The sequence below is a fragment of the Plantibacter sp. CFBP 8798 genome (assembly GCF_014841195.1).
Lineage (GTDB): Bacteria > Actinomycetota > Actinomycetes > Actinomycetales > Microbacteriaceae > Plantibacter > Plantibacter auratus.
On record NZ_JACYTS010000001.1, the window covers coordinates 463,228 to 485,734 of the forward strand.

Consider the following 22,507-nt stretch of genomic DNA (forward strand, 5'->3'; position numbering starts at 1 on the left):
CATGACCATCACCCGAAAGGAACCGGCCACCGTCACCTCGACGATGCCCGACGTCCGTGCTCGCCGCGGCGGGCCCCGACGCGGCTCCGGCGGACCCGAGAAGTCCACCAACTTCTTCGGCATCGCGATCAAGATGCCGTTCTGGCTCTTCTCCGGCGCACTCGCCGTGATCTTCCTCTACCCGCTCGTGTGGACGGCCGTACGATCGGTCTCCCCGCTGGCCGGCACGAACCAGACCGAGGGCTGGGGGCTCGGCAACTACATCACCCTCGCCGGCTACCAGGACGGCATCCTGCAGTACATCGGCAACTCGGCGTTCGTCTCGCTGCTCACCGTGGTCCTGACGCTCGTCATCTCGCTGTTCGGCGGCTACGCCTTCGCCAGGTTCCAGTTCCGCGGCAAGAACGCCCTGTTCCTCGCGACCATCGCGATCCTCATGGTCCCGTACGCCACGCTGCTCATCCCGCTCTACGTGCTCCTCAACCTGGTCGGTCTCTCCAACTCGCTCGTCGGGGTGGCGCTCGTGCTCACCATGTTCCAGCTGCCGTTCTCGACCTTCATGATGCGGATCGCCTTCGAGTCGATCCCGAAGGAGCTCGACGAGGCGGCGATGGTCGACGGCTGCAACTCCTGGACCGTGCTCTGGAAGGTGCTCGTCCCGGCGGTCAAGCCCGGCCTCATCACCGTGGGACTGTTCGCGTTCCTCGCCGCCTGGAACGACTTCATGGCGCCGCTGATCCTCATCAACGACTCCGCGAAGATGACCCTGCCGCTCGCCGTGTCGAACCTGCGCGGCCAGGTCCAGGGCGTCGTGGACTACGGCGCGACCGAGGCCGGCGTCGTCGTCCTCGCGTTGCCGTGCATCCTCCTCTTCCTCATCCTCCAACGTCACTACGTGCGCGGCTTCATGTCCGGCGCATTCAAGGGGTAACCATGAGCACCACCATCAGGACCACAGCAACGGGCACGGGGACCAGCATGGCCCCGGTCGTCCCCACCACCGGTGCGCTCACCCCGCTCGGGCTCGACGAGGTCGGCATCACCGAGGGGTTCTGGGCGGACCGCCAGCGCGTGAACGGCACCGCGACCCTCGCGCACGTCGAGCACTGGCTGGAGCGGGAGGGCTGGATCCGCAACTTCGACCTGGCCGCCGCCGGCACTCTGCCGGAAGGTCGCCGGGGTCGCGAGTTCGCAGACTCCGAGGTCTACAAGTACCTCGAGGCCGTCGCCTGGGAGATCGGGCGACGGGGCGGTGACGACGCGCTCGAATCCCGGTTCCGCAGCGTCGTGGACCGCGTCGCCGCCGCACAGGAGTCCGACGGGTACCTCAACACCCGCTTCGGCCGGCCCGGCCAGGGCGCGCGCTGGTCGGACCTCGAGTGGGGCCACGAGCTCTACTGCCTCGGTCACCTGTTCCAGGCGGCGGTGGCGCGAGCGCGCACGAGTCCCGGTGCCGACGACGGCCTGCTCGGCATCGCGACGCGTGCCGCCGACCTCATCTGCGAGGTGTTCGGCGCAGACGGCATCCAGTCCGTGTGCGGGCACGCCGAGGTCGAGGTCGGTCTGGCCGAGCTCTCCCGCGTGACGGGGGAGTCGCGGTACCTCGACCTCGCGTCGCTGTTCGTGGAACGTCGTGGCCACGGGGTCCTCCAGGACATCGAGTGGGGGCGCGCCTATTTCCAGGACGACCTCCCGATCCGCGACGCCGAGGCGCTGCGGGGACACGCTGTCCGGGCGAACTACCTCGCCGCCGGTGCGACCGACATCGCGGTCGAACACGGGGACACCGGGCTGCTCGACGCGCTCCGCGGCCAGTGGGACCGCACGATCGCCCGGCGCACCTACCTGACCGGTGGCCAGGGGTCGCACCACCAGGACGAGGCCTTCGGTGAGGACTTCGAGTTGCCGTCCGATCGCGCGTACTCCGAGACCTGCGCCGGCATCGCCTCCATCATGTTCAGCTGGCGGCTCCTCCTCGAGGACCGCGACGTCCGGTACGCGGACCACATCGAGCGAGTGCTGTACAACGTCGTGGCGACGTCGCCGTCAGCCGCCGGCACCGCGTTCTTCTACGCCAACACGCTGCACCAGCGGACGCCCGGGGAGTCGAGCCCGGACGACGAGGTGTCGCCCCGGGCGTCGTCGTCGGAGCGCGCGCCCTGGTTCGACGTCTCCTGCTGCCCGCCGAACGTCGCCCGCACGCTCGCGAGCCTCGCGGCCTTCATCGCGACGACCGACGACCACGGCGTGCAGATCCACCAGTTCGCCTCCGCCACGATCGACACCGTCGTCGGCGGTGAGCACGGCGGCCGGTTCCGGGCCGAGCTGGTGACGGAGTACCCGCGCACCGGGGTGGTCTCGCTTCGGATCGTCGAGGCTCCCACCCAGGCACTCACGGTGTCGCTGCGCGTCCCGTCCTGGGCGGACGACGCCCGGCTCGTGGTGCAGACGGCCTCGGGCTCCCGCGACGAGCATGAGGTCCCGACCGGGTACGCGGACGTCACCCGCGCGTTCTCCGCCGGCGACGTCGTCGAGCTGTCCTTCAGCATCCGGCCTCGGGTGACGCACCCCGACCCGCGCGTGGACGCGATCCGTGGCACCGTCGCGATCGAGCGCGGACCCGAGGTCTACTGCGTCGAGTCGGTCGACCTGCCGGGTGGCGACGAGTCGCTCGCCCGCGTCGAGATCGACGAGCACGCGGACATCGAGGAGGCGTCCGACGGGCGCCTGACGATCGTGCTCCGGACCCGCCCGGTCGTGGACGCCGCCTGGCCGTACGCGGACGGGTTCGACGCCCCGGGTGACGCCGATCCGTTCACCGCGAGCATCGCCCCGTACCACTCCTGGGCGGAGCGCGGTCCGTCGACGATGCGCGTCTGGATCCCCACGACGCGGAGCTGACCGACGCCCGCGGAGCGCCGTTGAACGCCCGACACCACACCGAAACAGCTGGACTTTCGGTGTGGTGTCGGGCGCTTTCGTCGTGCTGTCATCCGATTTCCGCCCGGTGTGCCGAAACTTCCGAAAAGCCTTGCGAAGTCTGCGAATCTCCCGATAACCTCCCCGGGAGTGTCCTACTCACTGACGAGAGGGAATCAGACAGCGTGGTCAGAACACAGCAATCCACCCCCAAGCGGGGGTCGCGTGGATGGCGTGGCGGGATCGCGGCGACAGCCGCTCTCGCCGTCATCGGCACGACCTTCCTCACGGCGCCGGCGCAGGCCGCGAACGCCGACATCGGCTACCCGACGTTCTCGGGCAGCGACACCCCGGTCCCCGCCACCGGCACCGGCTACACGGCCGGCAACCAGCTGCAGGCGATCTTCGACGCGGACGTGGCCGCTGGAGCCGGAGCCCTCGGCGGGCCCGACTTCTGGATGGACCGGATGCTCCAGCGCACCGGCACCACCGGCAGCTTCGGCGACGACAACCAGTGGCTCTTCAGCCGCGGCCGTGCCGTGTTCATGAAGGAGCACGACCCGTCGAAACTCGGCTTCGGCGGCCAGGTCGCCTACTGGGAGGCCATCGACGGCAAGGCCGCGTACACGGTCGCGGCGAAGATCGACGGCTCCGACGTGACGCTCACGGAGGACACGGCGAGCCGGGTGCAGACGCCGAGCTACTGGCGCAGCGTGCACCGCCACGCGGCCTCGGGGATCGAGGTCGTCCAGACGAAGTACATCACCGACGGGAACGTCGCGGTCACCGGGCTGCAGGTCCGCAGTACCAACGGCGCGCACACCGTGCAGCTCACGGCCAGCTCGGCCTACACGACGACCGTCGAGGGCGATGAGCTCACCGGCGTCGTGTCCGCGGCCAACAAGCTCACGACGATCTTCCCGCGGCTCTCCGGCGACGGCTTCACGCCGGACGGCGGCGGCATCACGGCCAGCCTCGCCGTCCCGGCCGGCGGCACCGTGTCCACCAAGGTGCAGCTCGGGTTCGTCACCGACGAGATCGCGGAGTCGCGCACCCAGTACGACGCCGTCCGCGGACTCGCGCCCGACGCCTCGTACACGGCGCAGGTCACCGCGTACAACCAGTGGTGGGCCGACAACGTGCCCTACCTGGACACGCCCGAGGACAACATCGACAAGACGCTGTACTACCGCTGGTGGCTCATGCGCTTCAACTTCCTCGACGCCGACATCCCCGGCAACGACTACCAGTTCCCTACCTCGATGGAGGGCGTGCTCGGCTACAACAACGCCATCGTGCTCACCACGGGCATGTTCATCGACGACCTCAAGTACTTCCGCAACCCGATCTACTCCTACGGCCCCTGGGTGTCGGCGGGGGAGACCTCGAAGAGCTACAAGTTCGTCGACAACCCCGGTGACCCGGCGAACTGGTCGAACAGCTACACGCAGTACATCTCCGAGGCGGCGTGGCGCTCCTACCAGCTGCACGGCGGACCGACGGCGATCGCCGAGAACCTCGCGAAGTACGCCGAGGACGACGTGAAGGGCCTGCTCGACGCGTACGACACCGACGACAGCGGCCTCATCGACTACAACTGGGGTGCCATGACGGGCAACGACGCCGACGCGGTGTCGTTCCACGAGCGCCCGAACGCGTACATGGACCGCACCGAGAACGCGTACCTGTACTCCAACGCGCTCGCCTCGGCCGCCGCCTACCGGACCGCCGGCAATGAGGCGAAGGCCGTCGAGATGGACGAGTTCGCCCAGGGCATCAAGGACAAGGTCGTCGAGCTCCTCTGGGACGCCGACGCGAAGGTCCTGAAGCACCGGTTCACGTCCGACGGCAAGCTGGCGAAGTGGAAGGAGATCAACAACTTCTACCCCTTCACCGTCGGCCTCATGCCGAAGCCGGGCGACGCGGACTACGCCGACGACTACGTCAAGGCCCTCGACCTCTTCGCGGACGACGCCCAGTACCCGATCTTCCCCTTCTACACGGCGAACCAGGCCGACCAGGCGGACTACGGCGGACCGGGCAGCAACAACTTCTCGGTGATCAACTCCACCGTGACGTTCCGCATGCTGGCGAAGGTGCTCCGCGACTACCCGACGAAGGCGATCGACGCCGAGTGGTACAAGAAGCTCCTGTATTGGAACGCCTGGTCGCACTACCAGAACGGCGGCGACAACCGCCTGCCCGACCAGAACGAGTTCTGGTCCGACGGCGACGCCGACCCGCAGGACATCGGCTACCGCTCCTGGATCCACCACACGATCCTCGGCGCGACGAACTTCACGATGATCGAGGACACCATGGGGCTCCGTCCGCGGAGCGACGCGAAGATCGAGTTGGACCCGATCGACATCGACTGGGACCACTTCACGGCGAACAACATCGCCTTCCGCGACCAGGACCTCACCATCACCTGGGATGCTCCGGGCGGTGAGCGCCACTACGGCGACAGCATCCCGGAGGGCTACTCGGTGTTCCTCGACGGCAAGCTGGCCTTCACCATCGACTCCCTGAGCAAGGTCGTCTACGACCCCGCGACGGGCACGGTCGAGGTGGCGGACGACGTCACCGTCCTGTCCTCGACGACCGCCTCGCTGCAGGCGCCGCAGGACGTCTCCTTCGCCGCCGGCGACCGGGTCGTGGACCTCTTCGCCAAGGCGGGCGCCGACGTGGACCCGGCCAGCGCCGGATCCGCGAACGCCGCCGAGGGTGCCGAGGTCAGCGCGAGCTTCTCCGCGCCGAGCCGTCCCGCCACCGCGGCGGTGGACGGCACGACCGCCAACGAGCCCTTCTGGGGAACCGCGGGGTCACCCAACGCGAAGGACTCGCTCGTGGTCGAACTCGGAGGCACCAAGACCTTCGACGACGCCAGGGTGTACTTCTACAACTCCTCGTCCACCGCCACCGTGCAGGGGTACTCGGAGCCGGCGACGTACTCGCTCGAGGTCCGGAACGGCGACACCTGGACGGCGATCCCGGCCCAGGCGCGTGGCCCGGTCTACCCCCGAGCCAACTACAACCATGTGCAGTTCCCCGAGATCACCGGCGACGCCGTGCGGCTGACGGTCAACCACGCCGCCGGGTTCAAGACGGGGGTCAAGGAGCTCCAACTCTTCGCGACCGGCGTTGCGGCACCCGCCTCCACCAACCAGGCTCCGTCGGTGAACGCCTGGGTCGACCAGGCGAACTCGGCCGGCGGCACGCTCGCGCTCGTCGGCGAGGTCAAGGACGACGGGCTGCCGCTCGGCGACGTGACCTCCTCGTGGTCCGTGGTCGACGCCCCGGACGACGGTCTCGTCATCTTCGGTGACGCCACCGCGGCGTCCACGACGGCGAGCTTCACCGCCGAGGGTTCGTACACGCTGCGCCTCACGGCGAGCGACGGCGAGCTCACGAGCACGAAGGACCTCGTGGTCCAGGGTGCGGTGTCGGCGGGCGGTCAGAACGTCGCCCGCGAGGCGACGCCGACCGGCGAGTTCACCGCGGGGTGGAACAACGTCAACGCGGTGAACGACGGCACGGTCCTCCACAGCGGCGGGTCGCAGGCCGACATCTGGGGCACCTGGTCGGGGAGCCGCCCGGCCACCCGCTGGCTGCAGTACGACTGGGCGAACCCGGTCCGGGTCGACGCCGCGACGGTGTCGTTCTGGGCCGACCAGACGAACCCCTCCTCCGGCGCCGGTGTGAACGTGCCGAAGTCCTGGAAGGCGCAGTACTGGACCGGCGACGCGTGGGCCGACGTCACGGGCGCTTCCGCCTACGGCGTCGAGCGCGACGCACCGAACGCCGTCGACTTCGACGCCGTGACCACCACCAAGCTCCGCCTCGTGCTGAGCGCGGCCGGTCCCGGCACCGGAGCCGACCCGTACGCCGGTGTCGCGGTCAGCGAGTGGGAGGTGTTCGCGGTCGCGCCGACGGCGATCGAACCCATCGACGTCCGCACCACCACGGGTGTCGTGCCGACATTGCCGTCGACGGTCGACGCGACGTTCGCGGACGGCAGCCACGCCGACCTCCCGGTCTCGTGGGCGTCGATCACACCCGAGCAGGTCGCGGGTGAGGGCAGCTTCTCCGTCGTCGGTCTCGTGACCGGCTCCGCGGTGCCGGCGAAGGCGACCGTCTGGGTGCGGGCGACCGCCCCCGGGCAGATCAACGCCGTCGACCCGGTCGCGGTCACCACCGCAGCCGGGGTCGCACCCGCACTGCCGGCCTCGCTCGGCGTCCTCTACAACGACGGGTCCCGCGAGGACCTGCCGGTGACGTGGGCCACCGTCGATCCCGCGTCCTATGCGGCCGAAGGTGTCTTCGAGGTCACGGGGACGGTCGAATCGGCCCTCCCGGGAGCGAAGACGGCGACCGCCACCGTGACGGTCGGCGCCGGTGGCGGCGAGGAGGACGACACCGCTCCGGTGGTCGCCCTCACCGTCGATCCGGCGGCCCCGGCATCGGGCTGGTACACGGGAGCGGCGACCGTCTCGGTCACCGCGACCGACGACCGCGACTCGGCGCCCGTCGTCGAGGTGTCGGTCGACGACGCCGCCTGGGCTCCGTACACCGGTCCGGTCGCCGTGAGCGGGGACGGTGTCCACACCGTCGCCGCCCGCGCGACGGACTCCGCCGGCAACCGCTCCGCCTCCTCCGACGTCACCGTCCGGATCGACGCGACAGCGCCGTCGGTGACCCCGGTCGCCGACGCCGCGGCCCGCACGGTCAAGGCGACCGCGACGGACGCCGGTTCCGGCCTCGCCTCCATCGAGGTCCGCATCGGTGACGCGGCGGAGTGGATGCCCTACACCAAGGCGGTCCTCGTGGGCCTGGAGGAGACCACGGTCCACTTCCGTGCCACCGACACCGCGGGCAACGTGTCTGCGGACACCACGGTCGTCGTGCAGAAGAGCGACGGTCAGCTCCGCCGGAACGTCGCGATCGGCGCCGTCCCCACGGCCTCGTTCACGGCCGCCTGGAACACGGTGAACGGCCTCAACGACGACGTCGCTCCGACCTCATCGGGTGATGTCACGCCGAACGACAACGCGACCGTCTGGGGCGCGTGGCCGGAGATCGGTCAGCAGTGGGTCCAGTACGACTGGGCGGAGGCGGTCACCGTCGGCGAGACCGGGGCGTACTTCGTCTCGAACCTCGACGACGCGGGCCTCGGCATCGAGGTCCCGGCGTCCTGGAAGGCGCAGTACTGGGACGCCGAGGCCGGAGACGGCGCCGGCGCATGGGTCGACGTCGAGGCGCTCGGTGCGTACGGGACCGAGGTCGACGCGTTCAACCCGGTCGCCTTCACCCCGGTGACGACGACGAAGCTGCGTCTGCGCCTCGAGGCCTCGGGCACCGAGAGCGGCAAGGGCAGCCTCGGGATCAAGGAGTGGCAGGTGTTCGAGGCGGCCGACCAGCCGGTCCCGGACGTCACCGCTCCCGTCGTGACCACCACGGTCACCCCCGAGCGGCCCGCCTCCGGATGGTTCCGCGAGGACGTGAGCGTCTCGGCGACCGCCGTCGACGACCGCGACCTCGTCGCGACCCTCGAGGCGCGGGTCGGGACCGGCGAGTGGGCGGTGTACACCGGCCCGGTCGTCGTGACCGATGACGGGGTCGCCACGGTGTCCTTCCGTGGAACGGACGCCGCCGGCAACGTGTCGGAGCCGTCGGTCGTGGAGGTGCGGCGCGATGCGACCGTCCCGACAGCCGCGGGGACGTTCGACGGCACCGGGCGCACCGTCACCGTGACCGCCGAGGACGAGCACTCCGGTGTCGCCTTCACGGAGGTCCGGGTCGGGGACGGGGTGTGGTCCACGTACACCGCACCCGTCGCCACAGGTGAAGCGGCGACCACGGTGGCCGTCCGCGCCACCGACGTCGCGGGCAACGTCTCGGAGTCCGTCTCCGTCGACGTCCCCGCGAAGCCGGTCACGCCGGAGCCGACGCCGACCCCGGTCGACCCGACGCCGACGCCCGGCCCGAGCGAACCGAGCGGTTCGCTGACGGGTGACGAGGTGCTGCGACTCGGCGTCACGAGCGTGGCCCCCGGCGGAGCGCTGCCGGTGTCGCTGACGGGAGCCCAGCCGGGCGCGGTGTTCCGCGTCGAGCTGCGGTCGACGCCGGTGACGCTCGGGACGCTCACGGTGGGTGCCGACGGCACGGCGAACGCGGTGTTCACCGTCCCGTACACGACCACGGCCGGCGTCCACACGCTCGCCCTGGTCCTGCCTGGCGGCGAGGTGACGGCCCAGGTGACCGTCATCACGCCGGGTGCCAGCACGCCGGACGCCATCGCATCGACCGGTGTGCCCGAGGAGGCCGCCACGTTCGGTCGCCTCGCCGCCCTCGCGGTGCTCCTCGGAGCCGCCGCCGTGCTGATCGCCCGCCAGCGGGCCGGACGCACGCAGCTCGAGCGCGGACCGACCGGACCGCTCGTCTGATCGCCTCGGCAGGCCCGGGGAGCGCATCCCGCTCCCCGGGCCTGCCCCGGCTGCCGCCCCTGCCCCCTGCGCCGGTCCCTGAGCCCGTTCACCCCGGTCCGTGAGCCCCTACCCCGGTCCCCTACCCCGGTCCCTGAGCTTGTCGAAGGGCCACCCGCACCACCACACCGATCACTGGAGATCCTCGTGTCCCGTCCCCTCCGCCTCGCCGCTCTCGGAGCCGCGACCGCCGTCCTCGCCTCACTGCTCACGGTCGTCGTCGGTTCACCACCGGCTGAGGCGGCCACGCAGAACCCCATCATCGGCGACGGCTCCGTGTACTCGGCGGACCCCGCCACCCTGGTCGTCGACGACGAGCTCTACATCTACGCGGGGCGGGACGAGGCCGGCCCAACCACGAACGACTTCATCATGAACGAGTGGCAGTCGTTCTCCACCGGCGATCCCGACTCCGGCACCTGGGAGCACCACCCGTCGCTCATGCGTCCTGAGACCGTCTTCGACTGGGCGACCTCCGGCCGCGCCTACGCGGGGCAGGTCGTGGAGGGTGCCGACGGCCGCTTCTACTGGTACGTCCCGGTCCACGAGGCGGCGAGCACGTCGGAGGACCAGTTCGGCATCGGCGTCGCGGTCGCCGACGACCCGCTCGGCCCGTGGACGGACGCGGTCGGCGGCCCGATCATCTCCCAGGCCATCCTCGGCAACACGATCCACAACATCGACCCGACGGTCTTCGTCGACGACGACGGTCGTGTCTACCTCTACTGGGGCAGCTTCAGTCAGCTCCGCGCGGTCGAGCTCGAAGCCGACATGGTGACGCTCACGGGTGACGTGCGCACGATCTCCTCCGGTGTCGACGGCTTCTTCGAAGCGGCGTGGCTGTTCAAGCGCGGCGCCACCTACTACCTCGCCTACGCGGCGAACAACGCCGGACCCGACTCCACCTGCACCCCGGCGACCTACCACGCGTGCATCGCGTACTCCTCGGCCGATTCGCCCTTCGGGCCGTGGACCCAGCGCGGCCGCGTCCTCGCCCCCGTGTCGTCCACGACCTCGCACCCGGCCATCACCGAGTTCCAGGGCGAGTGGTACATCGCGTACCACACGGCCGACGCCGTCGGCGGGAACCACTTCCGTCGCTCGGTCGCCATCGACAGCGTGGAGTGGGACGACACGACCGTGCCGCCGACCATGCGCGAGGTCGTCACGACCCCGGAGCGCGGCCCCGACCTCAGCCCACGGCGCAACGTCGCACCCTGGGCGACCGCCTCGGCCTCGAACGAGCCCGTCCCGACGCAGTACTGGATCGACGCCCTCAACGACGAGACGATCCGACCGAACCCGCTGCCGCCCGACATGTGGGGCAGCTGGTCGGCGGAGCGTCCCGCCCAGCAGTGGATCCAGTACGACTGGGACCGCCCCGTGCGCATCGACAGCGCATCGATCAAGTTCTTCCGCGACGTCGCACCGGGCACCGGCAACGGGGTGTCCGACCCGTCGAGCTGGAGGCTGCAGTCCTGGAAGTCCGGAGCCTGGGTCGACGTCGTGAACCCGAGCAGCTACCCGACCTCCACGACCGCGGAGCACACCGTGACCTTCGAACCGGTCACCACCACCCGGCTCCGGGCGGTGCTCAACGCCTCGTCCAACGGGGCGAACCCGCCGGCGTATTCGGCGCTCGCCGTCGAGGAGTGGCGCGTGCTGGCCGCCGAGACGACGGGGTATCAGCCGGTCGTCGTGTCGACGATCACCGGGACGCAGCCCCTCCTCCCGGAGACCGTGCTCCTCGACGACGCGACGGGCGGCTCCGTCCGCGCGACCGCGCACTGGGACCCCGTCCCCGCGGACCAGCTCGCCGCGCCCGGATCCTTCACCGTGCTCGGCACCGCCGAAGGCTATGCGGCCGGCCGCGTCGAGGCGACCGTGACGGTCATCGACGGCACGGTCACCGAGGACACCCAAGCGCCGACGCTCGACGTCGAGACGATCGGCGTCGACGGCGCGGGGGACTGGTTCCTCGGTGACGTCACGCTGCGGGCGACGGCGCTCGACGCGGCGGACCCCACGCCGCTCATCGAGTTCCAGCGGGACGGCGGCGACTGGACCGCCGTCGCCGGGCAGCGGACGGCCGTGCAGACGATCACCGGTGACGGACCGCACAGCGTGGCCATCCGGGCGACGGACGCCGCCGGGAACACCTCCGAGGTCTGGAACGCGTCGTTCCGGATCGACTCCGGTGTACCGACCGTCGACGCGGCGTTCGATGCGGAGAGCCGCGCGGTCACGGCGTCGGCCGCCGATCCTGGCGCGCCGGAGACCGCGTCCGGTCTCGCGGGCCTCGAGGTCGCCGTCGACGGACAGGACGCCTGGGAGCCGTACACCGCGCCGGTCATGCTCGACCTCGAGGCGCACGACGTCTACCTGCGTGCGAGCGACACCGCCGGCAACGTGTCGGCGGTCACCGCCATCACCGTGCAGCGCTCGGCGGACGCCCCGCTCGAGGGCGACATCGCGTCGTTCGCCACGGCGACCGCCTCCTACTCCTCGCCGTGGACCACGGTCGACGCCGTCAACGACGGCAGTGCCTCGGGTGCGTCCTGGGGCACCTGGCCGATGGTCGGTGAGCAGTGGGTGCAGCTGAGCTGGGACCGCGAGGTCACGCTCGACGCCGCGTCGGTGCACTTCTTCGCCGACGCCGCAGACGAGGCGAACGTGGGGGTGATCCCGCCGCGCAGCTGGGTGGTCGAGACGCTCGCCGCGGACGGCTCCTGGGTGCCGGTCGACACCACGGACCCGTACACCCGGGACCGCGACGTCGCCAACGCCGTGGGCTTCACACCGGTCGCGACGTCGGCCCTCCGGGTGCGCATGCAGGCTTGGGGTGCGGCGGAACAGGGCGGATCCGTCGGGATCCTGGAGATCACGGCGAACGCGGTCGCTCCGGCGGGGGAGCCGGACACGACGGCGCCCACCGTGACGCTCGCGTCGAGTCCGGCCGAGCCGACGGGCGAGGCCGGTTGGTATCGCGAGGGCGTGTCGGTCGCGGTCGACGCTGACGACGACGTCGACGACGCCCCGATGGTCGAACTCCGGCTCGGCGACGGCGCGTGGACGCCGGCGGAGGAGGTCGAGGCGTTCGACCCGGAGACGCGGGTGCTGATGCTCGGCGCCGATGGCGTGTACGTGGTCGCGGCCCGCGCGACCGACGCTGCTGGGAACGTCTCCGAACCGGTGGCCCTGTCCGTGGACATCGACACGACCGCGCCGGAGGTCGAGGCGGTCACCACACCGGAGGCCTCCGCGACCGGACCGGTCACCGTGCGGTTCGACGCGACGGACAAGGGTTCCGGGGTCGCCCTGGTCGAAGCGGCAGTGAGGTCGGGCGACGCGGGTTCGGGTGGTGCCGGCCAGGACGATGCCGGCTGGTCGCCGGTCTCCGATGCCGGGCTCGTGCTCGACGAACCGGGCGAGCACCTCGTGCGGTACCGCGCCACCGACGTCGCCGGCAATGTCGGCGCCGAGCGTTCGGTGACCGTCACGGTCGTCGAGACGCCCGTCGACCCGGAGCCGGGGGACGGCGCCCGGGTGGTCCTCGGTGCCTCATCGGTGACGGCGGGCGGTTCCCTCGCGGTCGCCGGTTCGGGTTTCGGCGCCGGTGAGCAGGTGACGGTCACGCTCTTCTCCGACCCGGTGCGGCTCGCCACCTTCACCGCCGACGGCTCGGGTGCCGTCTCGGGTGTCGTCGCCGTGCCGGTCTCGACGCCGAACGGGGTGCACACGGTCGAGCTCCGAGGTGTCACCACCGATCGCGCGGCGACGGCCTCGCTGCAGGTGACGGGCGGTGGAGCCCTCCCGGGCACGTCTGTCGGAAGCCCCGGTGCCTCGGCGCCCGGAGCCGGCGGGGGCGGTGGTGGCGACGACCTCGCCAGGACCGGCGCCGCGCCGTCCGCGGCGCTGCTCATCGCCGCACTCGCCCTCCTCTCCGGTGTGCTGCTCGTCGCGAGGCGTCGTCAGGAGGCGTTCCGAGGTTGAGTGCGCCCTTCGACAGGCTCAGGGACCGGAATTGCTCTGGGACCGGGATGGCCCTGGGACCCGACGGACTCGGGGACTGGAAGGGCTCTGGGACCGGATGGGCTCAGGGACCGGATGGGCTCAGGGACCGGAATGGCTCAGGGAGCGGGATGGCGTCGGCTTGCGCAATCTATCGAATAACGATAGCTTTCCATTGTTCTTCGATGGAGGTGCGCGATGCGCGGAGTGACGGTCCTGGTGCTGCGGGTGATCCTCGCGGTCGCTCTGGTGGGTTCGCTGGTGGTGCAGGTGGTGATGGTCCCGTTGCTCTGGGCGGACCTCGACGGCGTGAACGAGGTGCCGCGGACCCTGTTCGCGATCATCGTGATCGCCGAGATCATCACCTTCCAGCTCTGCGCCGTGTGTGTCTGGGCGCTCCTCGACCTGGTCCGTCGGGGGCGGGTCTTCTCGGCTCGCTCGTTCCGGTTCGTCGACGTCATCATCGGTGCGATCGCCGTGTCCGCGCTGCTCACGTTCGGGCTCGCCGTCCTCCTCGCTCCGGGCGGGATCGCGCCGGGGGTCATCGGTCTCCTCTGCGGTGCCGCGCTCGTGACCGCCGGTGTCGCCCTCGTGGTCGTGGTCATGCGGTCCCTGCTGCGTCAGGCCGTCGACCGCGAGATCGAGGCGCAGGGGCTCCGTTCCGAGTTGGACGACGTGATCTGATGCCGATCATCGTGGACATCGACGTCATGTTGGCTCGCCGCAAGATGTCGGTCGGTACCCTGTCGGAGCTCGTGGGGGTGACACCGGCCAACCTCGCGGTACTGAAGAACGGCCGTGCGAAGGCGGTCCGATTCACGACGCTCGAAGCGCTGTGCGTCGCACTCGACTGCCAGCCGGGCGACCTCTTGCGCTGGGAGGCCGCGTCGGAGTGATCCGCCCCGATGCCCCGGTCGCCATGCCGGGCATACTGGAGGCACCTCGACCAGCGATCCGGAAGCAGTCATGACGTATCCTCCAAACCCTCCAGGTCCGCAGTCCCAGCTGCCGTACGGGCAGCCGCAGTACGGCCAACCGCCGTACGGGCAGCCGCAGTACATCGCGCCCCCGCCCCGGGGTGCCAGCTCGCCGGACGACCTGACCCTGCCGCTCTACGGGGCCACGTTCCGCCAGGCCACCAAGCGGTTCTTCAAGCAGTACGCGAACTTCTCGGGGCGCGCGTCGCTCAGCGAGTACTGGTGGAGTTCGCTGCTCACGACGATCCTGATCCTCATCCCGACGCTGCTCGTCATGGTCGGTGCCATCATGACCGGCGTCGCAGCAGCGACGGCTGCGCAGGAAGAAGACCTGTCCGGGGGTGGCTATGACTTCGCGGAGCCTGGGCCCATGGAGTTCGGCATGCGTGTGCTCCTCATCCTCGGCGTGATCCTGCTGTTGGTGGTGTGGTTCGCCCTCATCGTGCCGAGCCTGGCGATCACCTGGCGGCGCCTGCACGACGCGAACTTCCCCGGCCCGTACTACTTCTTCACACTCGTCCCATCGATCGGAAGCGTCATCATCCTGGTCCTCGTGCTGCTTCCGTCGAAGCCCGAAGGGCAGCGCTTCGATCGCCCGGCGCAGGTGTCGTCCGGACGCTGAGGTCGCAGGAGACGCGGTTCACTGCGGCAGTTCGGCGGCCTTCCGCAGCAGGACGTCGCGCTCACGGTCGTTCGCTGCGAGGTGCGCGGCGGTCAGGAGTTCCGAGCGCGCCTCCTCGATGCGCCCCAGCCGTGCGAGCAGTTCGCCGCGGACGCTCGGGATGAGATGCGACCCCCGCAGCGACGCATCGTCGGCGAGGCTGTCGACGATGCGGAGCGCCGTCGCCGGGCCGGTCGCCATCGACACCGCGATCGCGCGGTTGAGTTCGACGACCGGGTTCGGGGCGATCCGTCCGAGCGTCTCGTAGAGGATCACGATCTGCTCCCAGTCCGTCGCGTCCACGCTCGGAGCGACCGAGTGGCACTGCGCGATGGCCGCCTGGAGTGCGTAAGCGCCGCGTCCCCGGCCGAGGGCGTCGGCGCGGCTGAGTGCTGCCGTCCCGCGAACGATCTGCGCCCGATCCCAGCGCTCGCGGTGTTGGTCGGCGAGCAGGATGGCGGAGCCGTCGGGTGCGACGCGGGCGGCGAAGCGTGAGGCCTGGAACTCCATGAGGGCGACGAGCGCGTGCGCCTCCGGCTCGCGGGGGACGAGCGCGACGAGGCGTCGGCCCAGCCGCAGGGCCTCGTTCGCGAGGTCGGCGCGGATCCAGGTCGGTCCGCTCGTCGCCGCGTACCCCTCGGTGAAGAGCAGGTAGACGACGCCGAGGACGGCCGACAGGCGCCGGGGCCACTCGGCCGGGTCCGGCGCCTCGAAGTGGACGTTCGCCGCGGCGAGCGTCTTCTTCGCACGGGTGATCCTCGCCTGCACCGTCGGCACCGGGACGAGGAGCATCCGGGCGATCTCCTGGGTGGTGAGCCCGCTGACGACCCGCAGCGTCAGCGCCACCTGCGACTCCCGCGAGAGCGCCGGGTGGCAGGCGGTGAAGACGAGCCGCAGCACGTCGTCCCCGATCGGCTCCCAGTCGAGGTCGCTCGCCTGCTCCAGGTCACGGGCGAGCGAGCGGTACCGCTCATCGAGGGCTGCCCGACGTCGCCACCCGTCGATCGCGCGACGTTTGGCCACCATCGTCAGCCACGCACCCGGGGTGCGCGGCACGCCGTCGCGCGGCCAGTGTTCGAGGGCCTCCATCAGGGCCTCCTGAGCGAGGTCCTCCGCCAGGCCGAGGTCGCCCGTCAGCTTCGTGAGGGTCGCGACGATCTGCGCGCTCTCGATCCGCCAGACGCTGTCGACCACGCGGCGGGCGGCCTCATCGCCGTCCGCCGCGCCGGTGTCGGTCATGTCGGCGTCGGTCATGTCCGTCTCGCGTCGGTCGTGCTCAGGCCGGGTCGGCCGCCGGCTTCGCCACACCTTCCTGCGCCCGCCACTCCTGCTCCTTCTGGAGGTACTCGTTGTCGGCGTGGTCGGCGAAGTCCGTCTCGTCGGTCACACGGCGCACCTCGATCTTGTTGCCGGGGCCGAGCGGCGCACGGCCGGCCCATTCGATGGCCTCCTCGCGGGTGGCGACCTCGATTGTCCAGAACCCGTTGAAGAGCTCGTGGAGTTCGCCGTAGGGGCCGTCGGTGACGATCGGCGCCTCGGTCGTGAACTCGACGACGGCGCCCTGTGCGGCGTCGGTGAGGCCATCGCCGCCGACCATCACGCCGGCGTTGATCATCGACTCGTTGTAGGCGCCCATCGCGTTGATGACCGCTTCGAAGTCCATGTCCTCGAGCTTCTCGACGGACCCGCTGTTGCGCATGATGAGCATGTACTTCGACATCGTCTTCTCCTGTCGTCAGGGGCGCTGATCGCCCGCCTCACTCTGACGTCGAACGGCGAACACGGAAATCGACATCGCGGTCAGAATATCCTCGGCGGGTGCCCGATGGGGAGGGTGAACGGATCGCGGCGGCCAGGTGTCCGGCGGGAGAACAGCGGCGGACGGAAGTCGCGATTCACAGCCCAGGCAACAACTGTGGGTTGATACTGAGTCCATGGCAACTGAGATCGACCACGAAGAGATCATCCGTCAGCTCACTGCGAAGCTGAGCGAGAAGTACTCGGGGGTCGATTCCGCTCGGATCGGCGAGCTCGTGCGCGAAGAGGTCAGCGCGCTCGCCGAACGCCCGGTCCAGGATTACGTGACCGTCCTCGCCGAGCGTGCGGTCAAGAAGTCCCTCAAGCGCGCCGAGAAGTAACGGTCCCGTCGCCGGGCGGATCGCTACCGGTCAGGTCTGCTCGTCAGCGCCTCGATCGAGACCACGATGACGATGCAGACGACGAGCAGGATGAACACGTTCGGGTTCAGGGTCAGCGCGTAGAGGACGACGGCGATCAGAACGAGGACGCCGATGATGACGATCGCGCGGCGTGGTGATCTCCGCCTCGTCCGGTCCAGGTCTGCCATGGTGCCCCCTCGCTGGTGGTCGGTCGAAACTCCAGACTATGAGTGCCCGGCCACCCGCGCGCCCAGTCTCTGTCGATAGACTCGGCTCGGGTACTTTTGTCGATGAGTCGACAGAAGCGGTCCGGCTCGGTGTCCGTCACCGATCCGATCGCCCGTCGGTGCCCGCCCGAAGCTACGAAGGAGTACCCATGAGCGCACCGTCCGTGCAGCTGTACACCGTCCGCGACGCCATCGCCGAGGACCTGCAGGGCGCCGTCGCCCGCATCGCCGAGATCGGCTTCACGAAGGTCGAGCCATACGCGTTCGTCGAGCGCGCTGCCGAGTTCGAGACCGCTTTCGCCGCCGCTGGTGTCACGGCCCCGTCCGGCCACGCGCCCGTCATCGACGCCGCCGACCCGGCGGTCGCGTTCGACGCGGCATCGCGGCTCGGGATCGGGACGGTCATCGACCCCTTCATCCCCACCGATCGCTGGCAGACCGCCGACGACGCGGCACGTCTCGCCGAGCGCGTCAACGAGCTCGCCGTCCAAGCAGCGGCGTCCGGCCTGAAGTTCGGTTACCACAACCACAACTGGGAGTTCTCGACCCACGTCGACGGGCGCCCGATCTTCGAGCTGTTCGTCGAGCAGCTGTCGCCCGAGGTCGTCCTCGAGATCGACACCTTCTGGTCGACGGTCGGCGGTGCCGACACCCCGGCGTTCCTCCGTTCGCTCGGTGACCGCGTGCAGTTCCTGCACATCAAGGACGGCATCATCTCCGGTGACATCGCCACCGCACTGCCGAGCAGCGAGAGTGCGCTCGTCGTGCCCGACGCGCTCGCCCAGGCGTTCGCGAACCAGCAGCCCGCGGGTCAGGGCCAGGTCGACATCCCGGCGATCCTCGCTGCCGCACCGCACGCGACCCGCGTCGTGGAGTTCGACGGCTACAGCAAGGAGATCTTCGGCGGCGTCGCCGAGTCCTACGCCTGGCTCGCCGAGAACGACAAGTAGGCGCGCACCTCGACAGGCTCGGTGAGCGGGGCGCACGTTCCCTGAGCTGCGCCGCACTGAGCCTGTCGAGGTGTCGAAGGGCCCAGGGGGAGTCGTTCTGTGGCCGTGGACGTGTGCTCGGGGGCACTTCGACAAGCTCAGTGACCGAAGTTGGCTCAGTCACCGAGGTCGGCTCAGTGACCGAGGTCGGCTCGGTGAGCGGGGCGCCCGTTCCCTGAGCCTGTCGAAGGGCCTACGGGGAGTCGTTCTGTGGCCGTGGACGTGTGCTCGGGGGCACTTCGACAAGCTCAGTGACCGAAGTTAGCTCAGTGACCGAAGTTGGCTCAGTGACCGGGGCGCGGGCGTGCGCAACCCCAGGACGATCGGCGGCGGCTCGGTCAGGATGGAACCATGAGCGACCAGTCCGACACCACCACCCAGCCCGATCCCGACACCGTGCCCGGCATCCCGGACGCGGAGTCGCTGGAACCGACGAAGCGCACCATCGCCATCCTCGGCGCCAACGGCGACCTGGCCAAGCGGCTCCTGATCCCCGGCCTCGGCGAGGTCGTCGACGCCGCACGCGACATCTCGCTGCAGATCATCGGCGCCGCCCGCACGCCGCAGCCGAACGAGGAGTGGCGTGCGACCGTCCGCGCCAGTCTCGAGGACGCCGGCATCGGCGCCCGGACCGTCGACGCGCTGGTGTCGACGACGGAGTTCATCCCGACCGACGCCTCCGACCCCGACGAACTGCGTGCACTGCTCGACGCCTGCACCGGCTCGCCGATCCTCTACATCGCGCTGCCACCGTCCGCCGGGCGCAAGGTCGCCGAGGCGCTCGCGCAGATCGACCTGCCCGACGACCTCCTCATCGCCATCGAGAAGCCCTTCGGTGACGACCTCGCCGACGCCCAGGCGCTCAACGCGGCGCTCGCCGAGGTCGTGCCGGAGGAGCGTCTGTGGCGCATCGACCACTTCCTCGGCAACGCGACCGTCCTCGGGATGCTCGGCCTCCGCTTCGGCAACCGACTCCTCGAGGCGGGCTGGAACGCGGAACAGATCGAGAAGGTGGAGATCCTCTACGACGAGGAGCTGGGGCTCGAGGGGCGTGCGGCGTTCTACGACCAGACCGGCGCGCTCCGCGACATGCTGCAGAGCCACCTGCTCATGGTCCTCGCCCTCACGGCGATGGAGCGTCCGGACGCGGTGACGCCGACCGACGTCCACGACCGCATCGCCGAGGTCCTCGGCGCCGTGCGACTGTGGAAGGACGATCCGTCGACTGCCCGTCGCGCCCGCTACACCGAGGGCCGGGTCGGCGACCGGCTCTTCCCCTCCTATGTGGACGAGCCCGACGTCGACGCCTCCCGCGAGACGGAGACGCTCGCACAGCTCCTGCTCCAGGTCGACACCCCGCGTTGGCAGGGCGTGCCGTTCGTCCTGCGCTCCGGCAAGGGCATCGGTGACCCGCGCCGCGAGGTCGCCGTGCACTTCCGCCGCTCGGCTGCGCCGACCGGACTGGACGCTCCGGACGGACACTCCGACACCGTCCTCCGCATGTCGCTCAAGGGCGGTGCGGTGCACCTCGACCTCATCGTGACCGGAGCCGATGACGTCGACGGCCTGCGCCGGGTCGAGCTCGAGGCCGATCCCGGAGCTGCGACCCTCAGCGCCTACGCGCAGGTGCTCGCCGGCCTCCTGCAGGAGAACACGCTGCTGTCGGTGCGCGGCGACATCGCCGAGCAGTGCTGGCGCATCGTCACCCCGGTCGTCGCCGCCTGGGCCGCTGGCGAGACGCCGCTCGAGGAGTACGAGGCGGGTAGTGCCGGTCCGACGGACTGGTGACCGGGCCCTGACGCACTGCTGAGCGCCTGACACGAAACGACCCGCGCCGAATGATCGGCGCGGGTCGTTTCGTGCTGAGGGCGGTTACGCCGACGGCTTCAGGACGACCTTGATGCAGCCGTCCTCCTTCTTCTGGAAGGTCTCGTACATCGCCGGAGCTTCGGCGAGCGGCACGCGGTGGGTCGCGAGGTCGAGCACACCGAGCGGGTCGGTGCTGTCCTCGACGAGGGGGAGCAGCGTCGGGATCCAGCGGGCGACGTTGCACTGACCCATCCGGAGCGACACCTGCTTGTCGAACATCGACTTCATCGGCATGATGTCCGCCTCACCGGCGTAGACGCCGCTCAGGGACACGACGCCGCCACGGCGGACGAGCTCGAGCGCGGTGTGCAGGGCGGCGAGCCGGTCGATGCCGGCGTGCTCCATGGCCGGTCGCGCGATCGCGTCGGGCAGCACGCCGACGGCCGTCTGTGCCGCAGCCGCGATCGGTGACCCGTGGGCCTCCATGCCGACGGCGTCGACGACCCCGTCCGGGCCGCGTCCGCCGGTGGCGTCGCGGAGCTCCGCGACCACGTCGTCCGAGAGGTCGAGCGCACGGATGCCGTAGCGCTCGGCGAGGGCACGGCGCTCCGGCACCGGGTCCACGGCGAAGACCTCGAGACCGCGGTGCTTGGCGATGCGAGCCGCGAGCTGACCGACCGGGCCGAGGCCGAGCACGGTGATCGAGCCGCCGTCCGGCACCTCGGCGTACTCGACGCCCTGCCAGGCGGTCGGGAGGATGTCGCTCAGGTAGAGGTAGGACTCGTCCGGCAGGTCGCGACCGACGACGATGCAGTTCGCGTCGGCGAGTCGGACCTGCAGGAACTCGGCCTGTCCGCCCGGCACCTGCCCGTAGAGCTTCGTGTAGCCGTAGAGGGAGGCGCCGCTGCCGTGCTCGGTGACCTGGGTCGTCTCGCACTGCGACTGCAGCCCGTTGCGACACATGAAGCACTCGCCGCACGCGATGGTGAACGGGATGACGACCCGGTCGCCGACCGCGACGCGGGTGACCTCCGAGCCGACGGCTTCGACGACACCCATCGTCTCGTGGCCGAGGACGTCGCCGCGGTCGAGGAACGGGCCGAACAGTTCGTAGAGGTGGAGGTCGGAGCCGCAGATGGCTGCCGAGGTGACACGGATGATCGCATCGGTGGGGGCGGTGATCGCGGGGTCCGGGACGGTCTCGACCGACACCGAACGGCGACCCTGGTACGTGAGTGCGCGCATGGATGCTCCTTCGTCGTTGTCCTTCCACCCTGCGCCTCCTGGACGTCGGGCGACTGGGGGTGGACGTCTCGTCGGAGGGCTGATACGAGCTCAGCGTGCTGCGTCGGCGGCCACGCGCTGGAGGCTGGCGAGCACCGACCGGACCGCGGATCGCGCCATCGCCTCCGGTCTCGCCAGGACGTCGACGTGCCGGACGAGGACCGCGCCGGCGACCGGTCGGAGGACCATGCCGTCGACGGCCAAGGGTGCCGCCGTGGTGCGCGGCATGACGGCGATCGCCGCCCCCGTGCGGACGACCTGGGCGGCGACCGAGAACTCGTTGATACGGTGGTCGATCCGCGGCGCCCGGCCGCTCAGTGCGCCCAGGTGATGGAGGACGCCGGCGAGCGGGAACCCCTCGTGCGTGGAGATCCAGCGTTCGTCGCGCAGATCCTCCGGTCGCAGCTCCGACCGCGCCGCGAGCGGATGCGCCTCGTGCATCGCGATGTCGAGGGGTTCGACGAGCAGCGGCGTCACGACGAGGCGGTCGAGCGGCCACGCCGGTTCGTTCGGGAGGCGGTGGGCGATGACGAGGTCATAGTCGGCGGTGAGCCCGGCGAACCGGTCCTGCGCGACGTCGGCGTCGGCGAGGATGAGGCGCGGAACCGGACCGGTCGCATCGGCTCCGGGAATGGGGCCGCTCGCGAGCAGCGGTCCGAAGAACGCCAGCCCCGCGCTGTGGAACGCGGAGACGCTCACGGGGCGCTGCTCGTGTTGGAGGAAGGAGTCCACGGCGTCCCTCGCCTCGGCGAGTGCCTCCTCGACGCGCGCGGCGGCGACGGCCAGGGCTTCGCCGGCCTCGGTGAGGACGAGGCGGCGCCCGTGCTTCTCGGTGAGCGGCACCGGCATGGTGGCCTGCAGCGCGGCGAGCTGCTGCGACACGGCCGAGGCGCTGACGTGCATGGCTGCGGCGACCGCGGCGACGCTGCCACGGTCGCCGAGTTCGCGGAGGAGGCGGAGGCGCGCGGGATCCATAAGTGTTTCCT

The 22,507-nt window shown here is 70.4% G+C and carries 15 protein-coding genes; 10 read left to right on the forward strand and 5 right to left on the reverse strand.

The window, feature by feature from the left end:
• The first annotated feature begins 1 nt into the window (after window position 1).
• The 7 genes from IFU30_RS02170 (at window position 2) to IFU30_RS02200 (ending at window position 15,014) form a co-directional block, all read left to right on the forward strand.
• Window positions 2–931: a carbohydrate ABC transporter permease gene (locus tag IFU30_RS02170; protein WP_338000136.1), complete on the forward strand. Its 930-nt coding sequence runs from the start codon at window positions 2–4 to the stop codon at window positions 929–931.
• A 2-nt stretch (window positions 932–933) separates the two neighbouring features.
• Window positions 934–2,901: a glycoside hydrolase family 127 protein gene (locus IFU30_RS02175; RefSeq protein ID WP_192004149.1), complete on the forward strand. Its 1,968-nt coding sequence runs from the start codon at window positions 934–936 to the stop codon at window positions 2,899–2,901.
• 203 nt (window positions 2,902–3,104) lie between these two features.
• Entirely contained in the window at window positions 3,105–9,365 is a 6,261-nt protein-coding gene (locus IFU30_RS20220; RefSeq protein WP_342450789.1) for an OmpL47-type beta-barrel domain-containing protein, read from the forward strand.
• Window positions 9,366–9,551: 186 nt separating this feature from the next.
• Window positions 9,552–13,397 (forward strand): OmpL47-type beta-barrel domain-containing protein, encoded by a 3,846-nt coding sequence (locus tag IFU30_RS02185; protein WP_192004150.1) that lies wholly within the window; start codon window positions 9,552–9,554, stop codon window positions 13,395–13,397.
• 216 nt (window positions 13,398–13,613) lie between these two features.
• Window positions 13,614–14,099: a DUF2975 domain-containing protein gene (locus IFU30_RS02190; RefSeq protein ID WP_192004151.1), complete on the forward strand. Its 486-nt coding sequence runs from the start codon at window positions 13,614–13,616 to the stop codon at window positions 14,097–14,099.
• A complete protein-coding gene (locus IFU30_RS02195; RefSeq protein WP_137242732.1) occupies window positions 14,099–14,311 on the forward strand; it encodes a helix-turn-helix domain-containing protein in 213 nt (70 codons plus the stop codon). The genes IFU30_RS02190 and IFU30_RS02195 overlap by 1 nt, the downstream gene beginning before the upstream one ends.
• A 70-nt stretch (window positions 14,312–14,381) precedes the next feature.
• Complete coding sequence (locus IFU30_RS02200) at window positions 14,382–15,014, forward strand: DUF805 domain-containing protein (RefSeq protein ID WP_192004152.1); 633 nt, start codon at window positions 14,382–14,384, stop codon at window positions 15,012–15,014.
• A gap of 18 nt (window positions 15,015–15,032) precedes the next feature.
• On the opposite strand, the gene IFU30_RS02205 is transcribed toward IFU30_RS02200, so the two are convergent.
• Window positions 15,033–16,292 carry an RNA polymerase sigma factor gene (locus IFU30_RS02205; protein WP_192004750.1) on the reverse strand — a complete coding sequence of 420 codons (1,260 nt, stop codon included), beginning with the start codon at window positions 16,290–16,292 and terminating at the stop codon, window positions 15,033–15,035.
• A 37-nt stretch (window positions 16,293–16,329) separates the two neighbouring features.
• Window positions 16,330–16,773, reverse strand: coding sequence for a YciI family protein (locus IFU30_RS02210; RefSeq protein ID WP_191940091.1), 444 nt, complete (start codon window positions 16,771–16,773; stop codon window positions 16,330–16,332).
• Window positions 16,774–16,987: 214 nt separating this feature from the next.
• Between IFU30_RS02210 and IFU30_RS02215 the strand changes: the two genes are divergently transcribed.
• Window positions 16,988–17,191, forward strand: coding sequence for a three-helix bundle dimerization domain-containing protein (locus IFU30_RS02215; RefSeq protein WP_079704549.1), 204 nt, complete (start codon window positions 16,988–16,990; stop codon window positions 17,189–17,191).
• 23 nt (window positions 17,192–17,214) lie between these two features.
• On the opposite strand, the gene IFU30_RS02220 is transcribed toward IFU30_RS02215, so the two are convergent.
• Complete coding sequence (locus IFU30_RS02220; RefSeq protein ID WP_192004153.1) at window positions 17,215–17,400, reverse strand: hypothetical protein; 186 nt, start codon at window positions 17,398–17,400, stop codon at window positions 17,215–17,217.
• 188 nt (window positions 17,401–17,588) lie between these two features.
• On the opposite strand from IFU30_RS02220, the gene IFU30_RS02225 reads away from it, so the two are divergent.
• Both IFU30_RS02225 and IFU30_RS02230 read left to right on the forward strand, forming a co-directional pair.
• A complete protein-coding gene (locus IFU30_RS02225) occupies window positions 17,589–18,389 on the forward strand; it encodes a sugar phosphate isomerase/epimerase family protein (RefSeq protein ID WP_079704551.1) in 801 nt (266 codons plus the stop codon).
• Between the two features lie 390 nt (window positions 18,390–18,779).
• Window positions 18,780–20,216 (forward strand): glucose-6-phosphate dehydrogenase, encoded by a 1,437-nt coding sequence (locus IFU30_RS02230; RefSeq protein ID WP_192004154.1) that lies wholly within the window; start codon window positions 18,780–18,782, stop codon window positions 20,214–20,216.
• Window positions 20,217–20,300: 84 nt separating this feature from the next.
• Here the strand turns inward: IFU30_RS02230 and IFU30_RS02235 are convergent, their stop codons facing one another.
• Window positions 20,301–21,482 carry an alcohol dehydrogenase catalytic domain-containing protein gene (locus IFU30_RS02235; protein WP_079704553.1) on the reverse strand — a complete coding sequence of 394 codons (1,182 nt, stop codon included), beginning with the start codon at window positions 21,480–21,482 and terminating at the stop codon, window positions 20,301–20,303.
• Window positions 21,483–21,572: 90 nt separating this feature from the next.
• On the reverse strand, window positions 21,573–22,496 hold the full coding sequence (locus tag IFU30_RS02240) for a LysR family transcriptional regulator (protein ID WP_192004155.1): 924 nt from the start codon (window positions 22,494–22,496) through the stop codon (window positions 21,573–21,575).
• Between the last annotated feature and the right edge of the window lie 11 nt (window positions 22,497–22,507).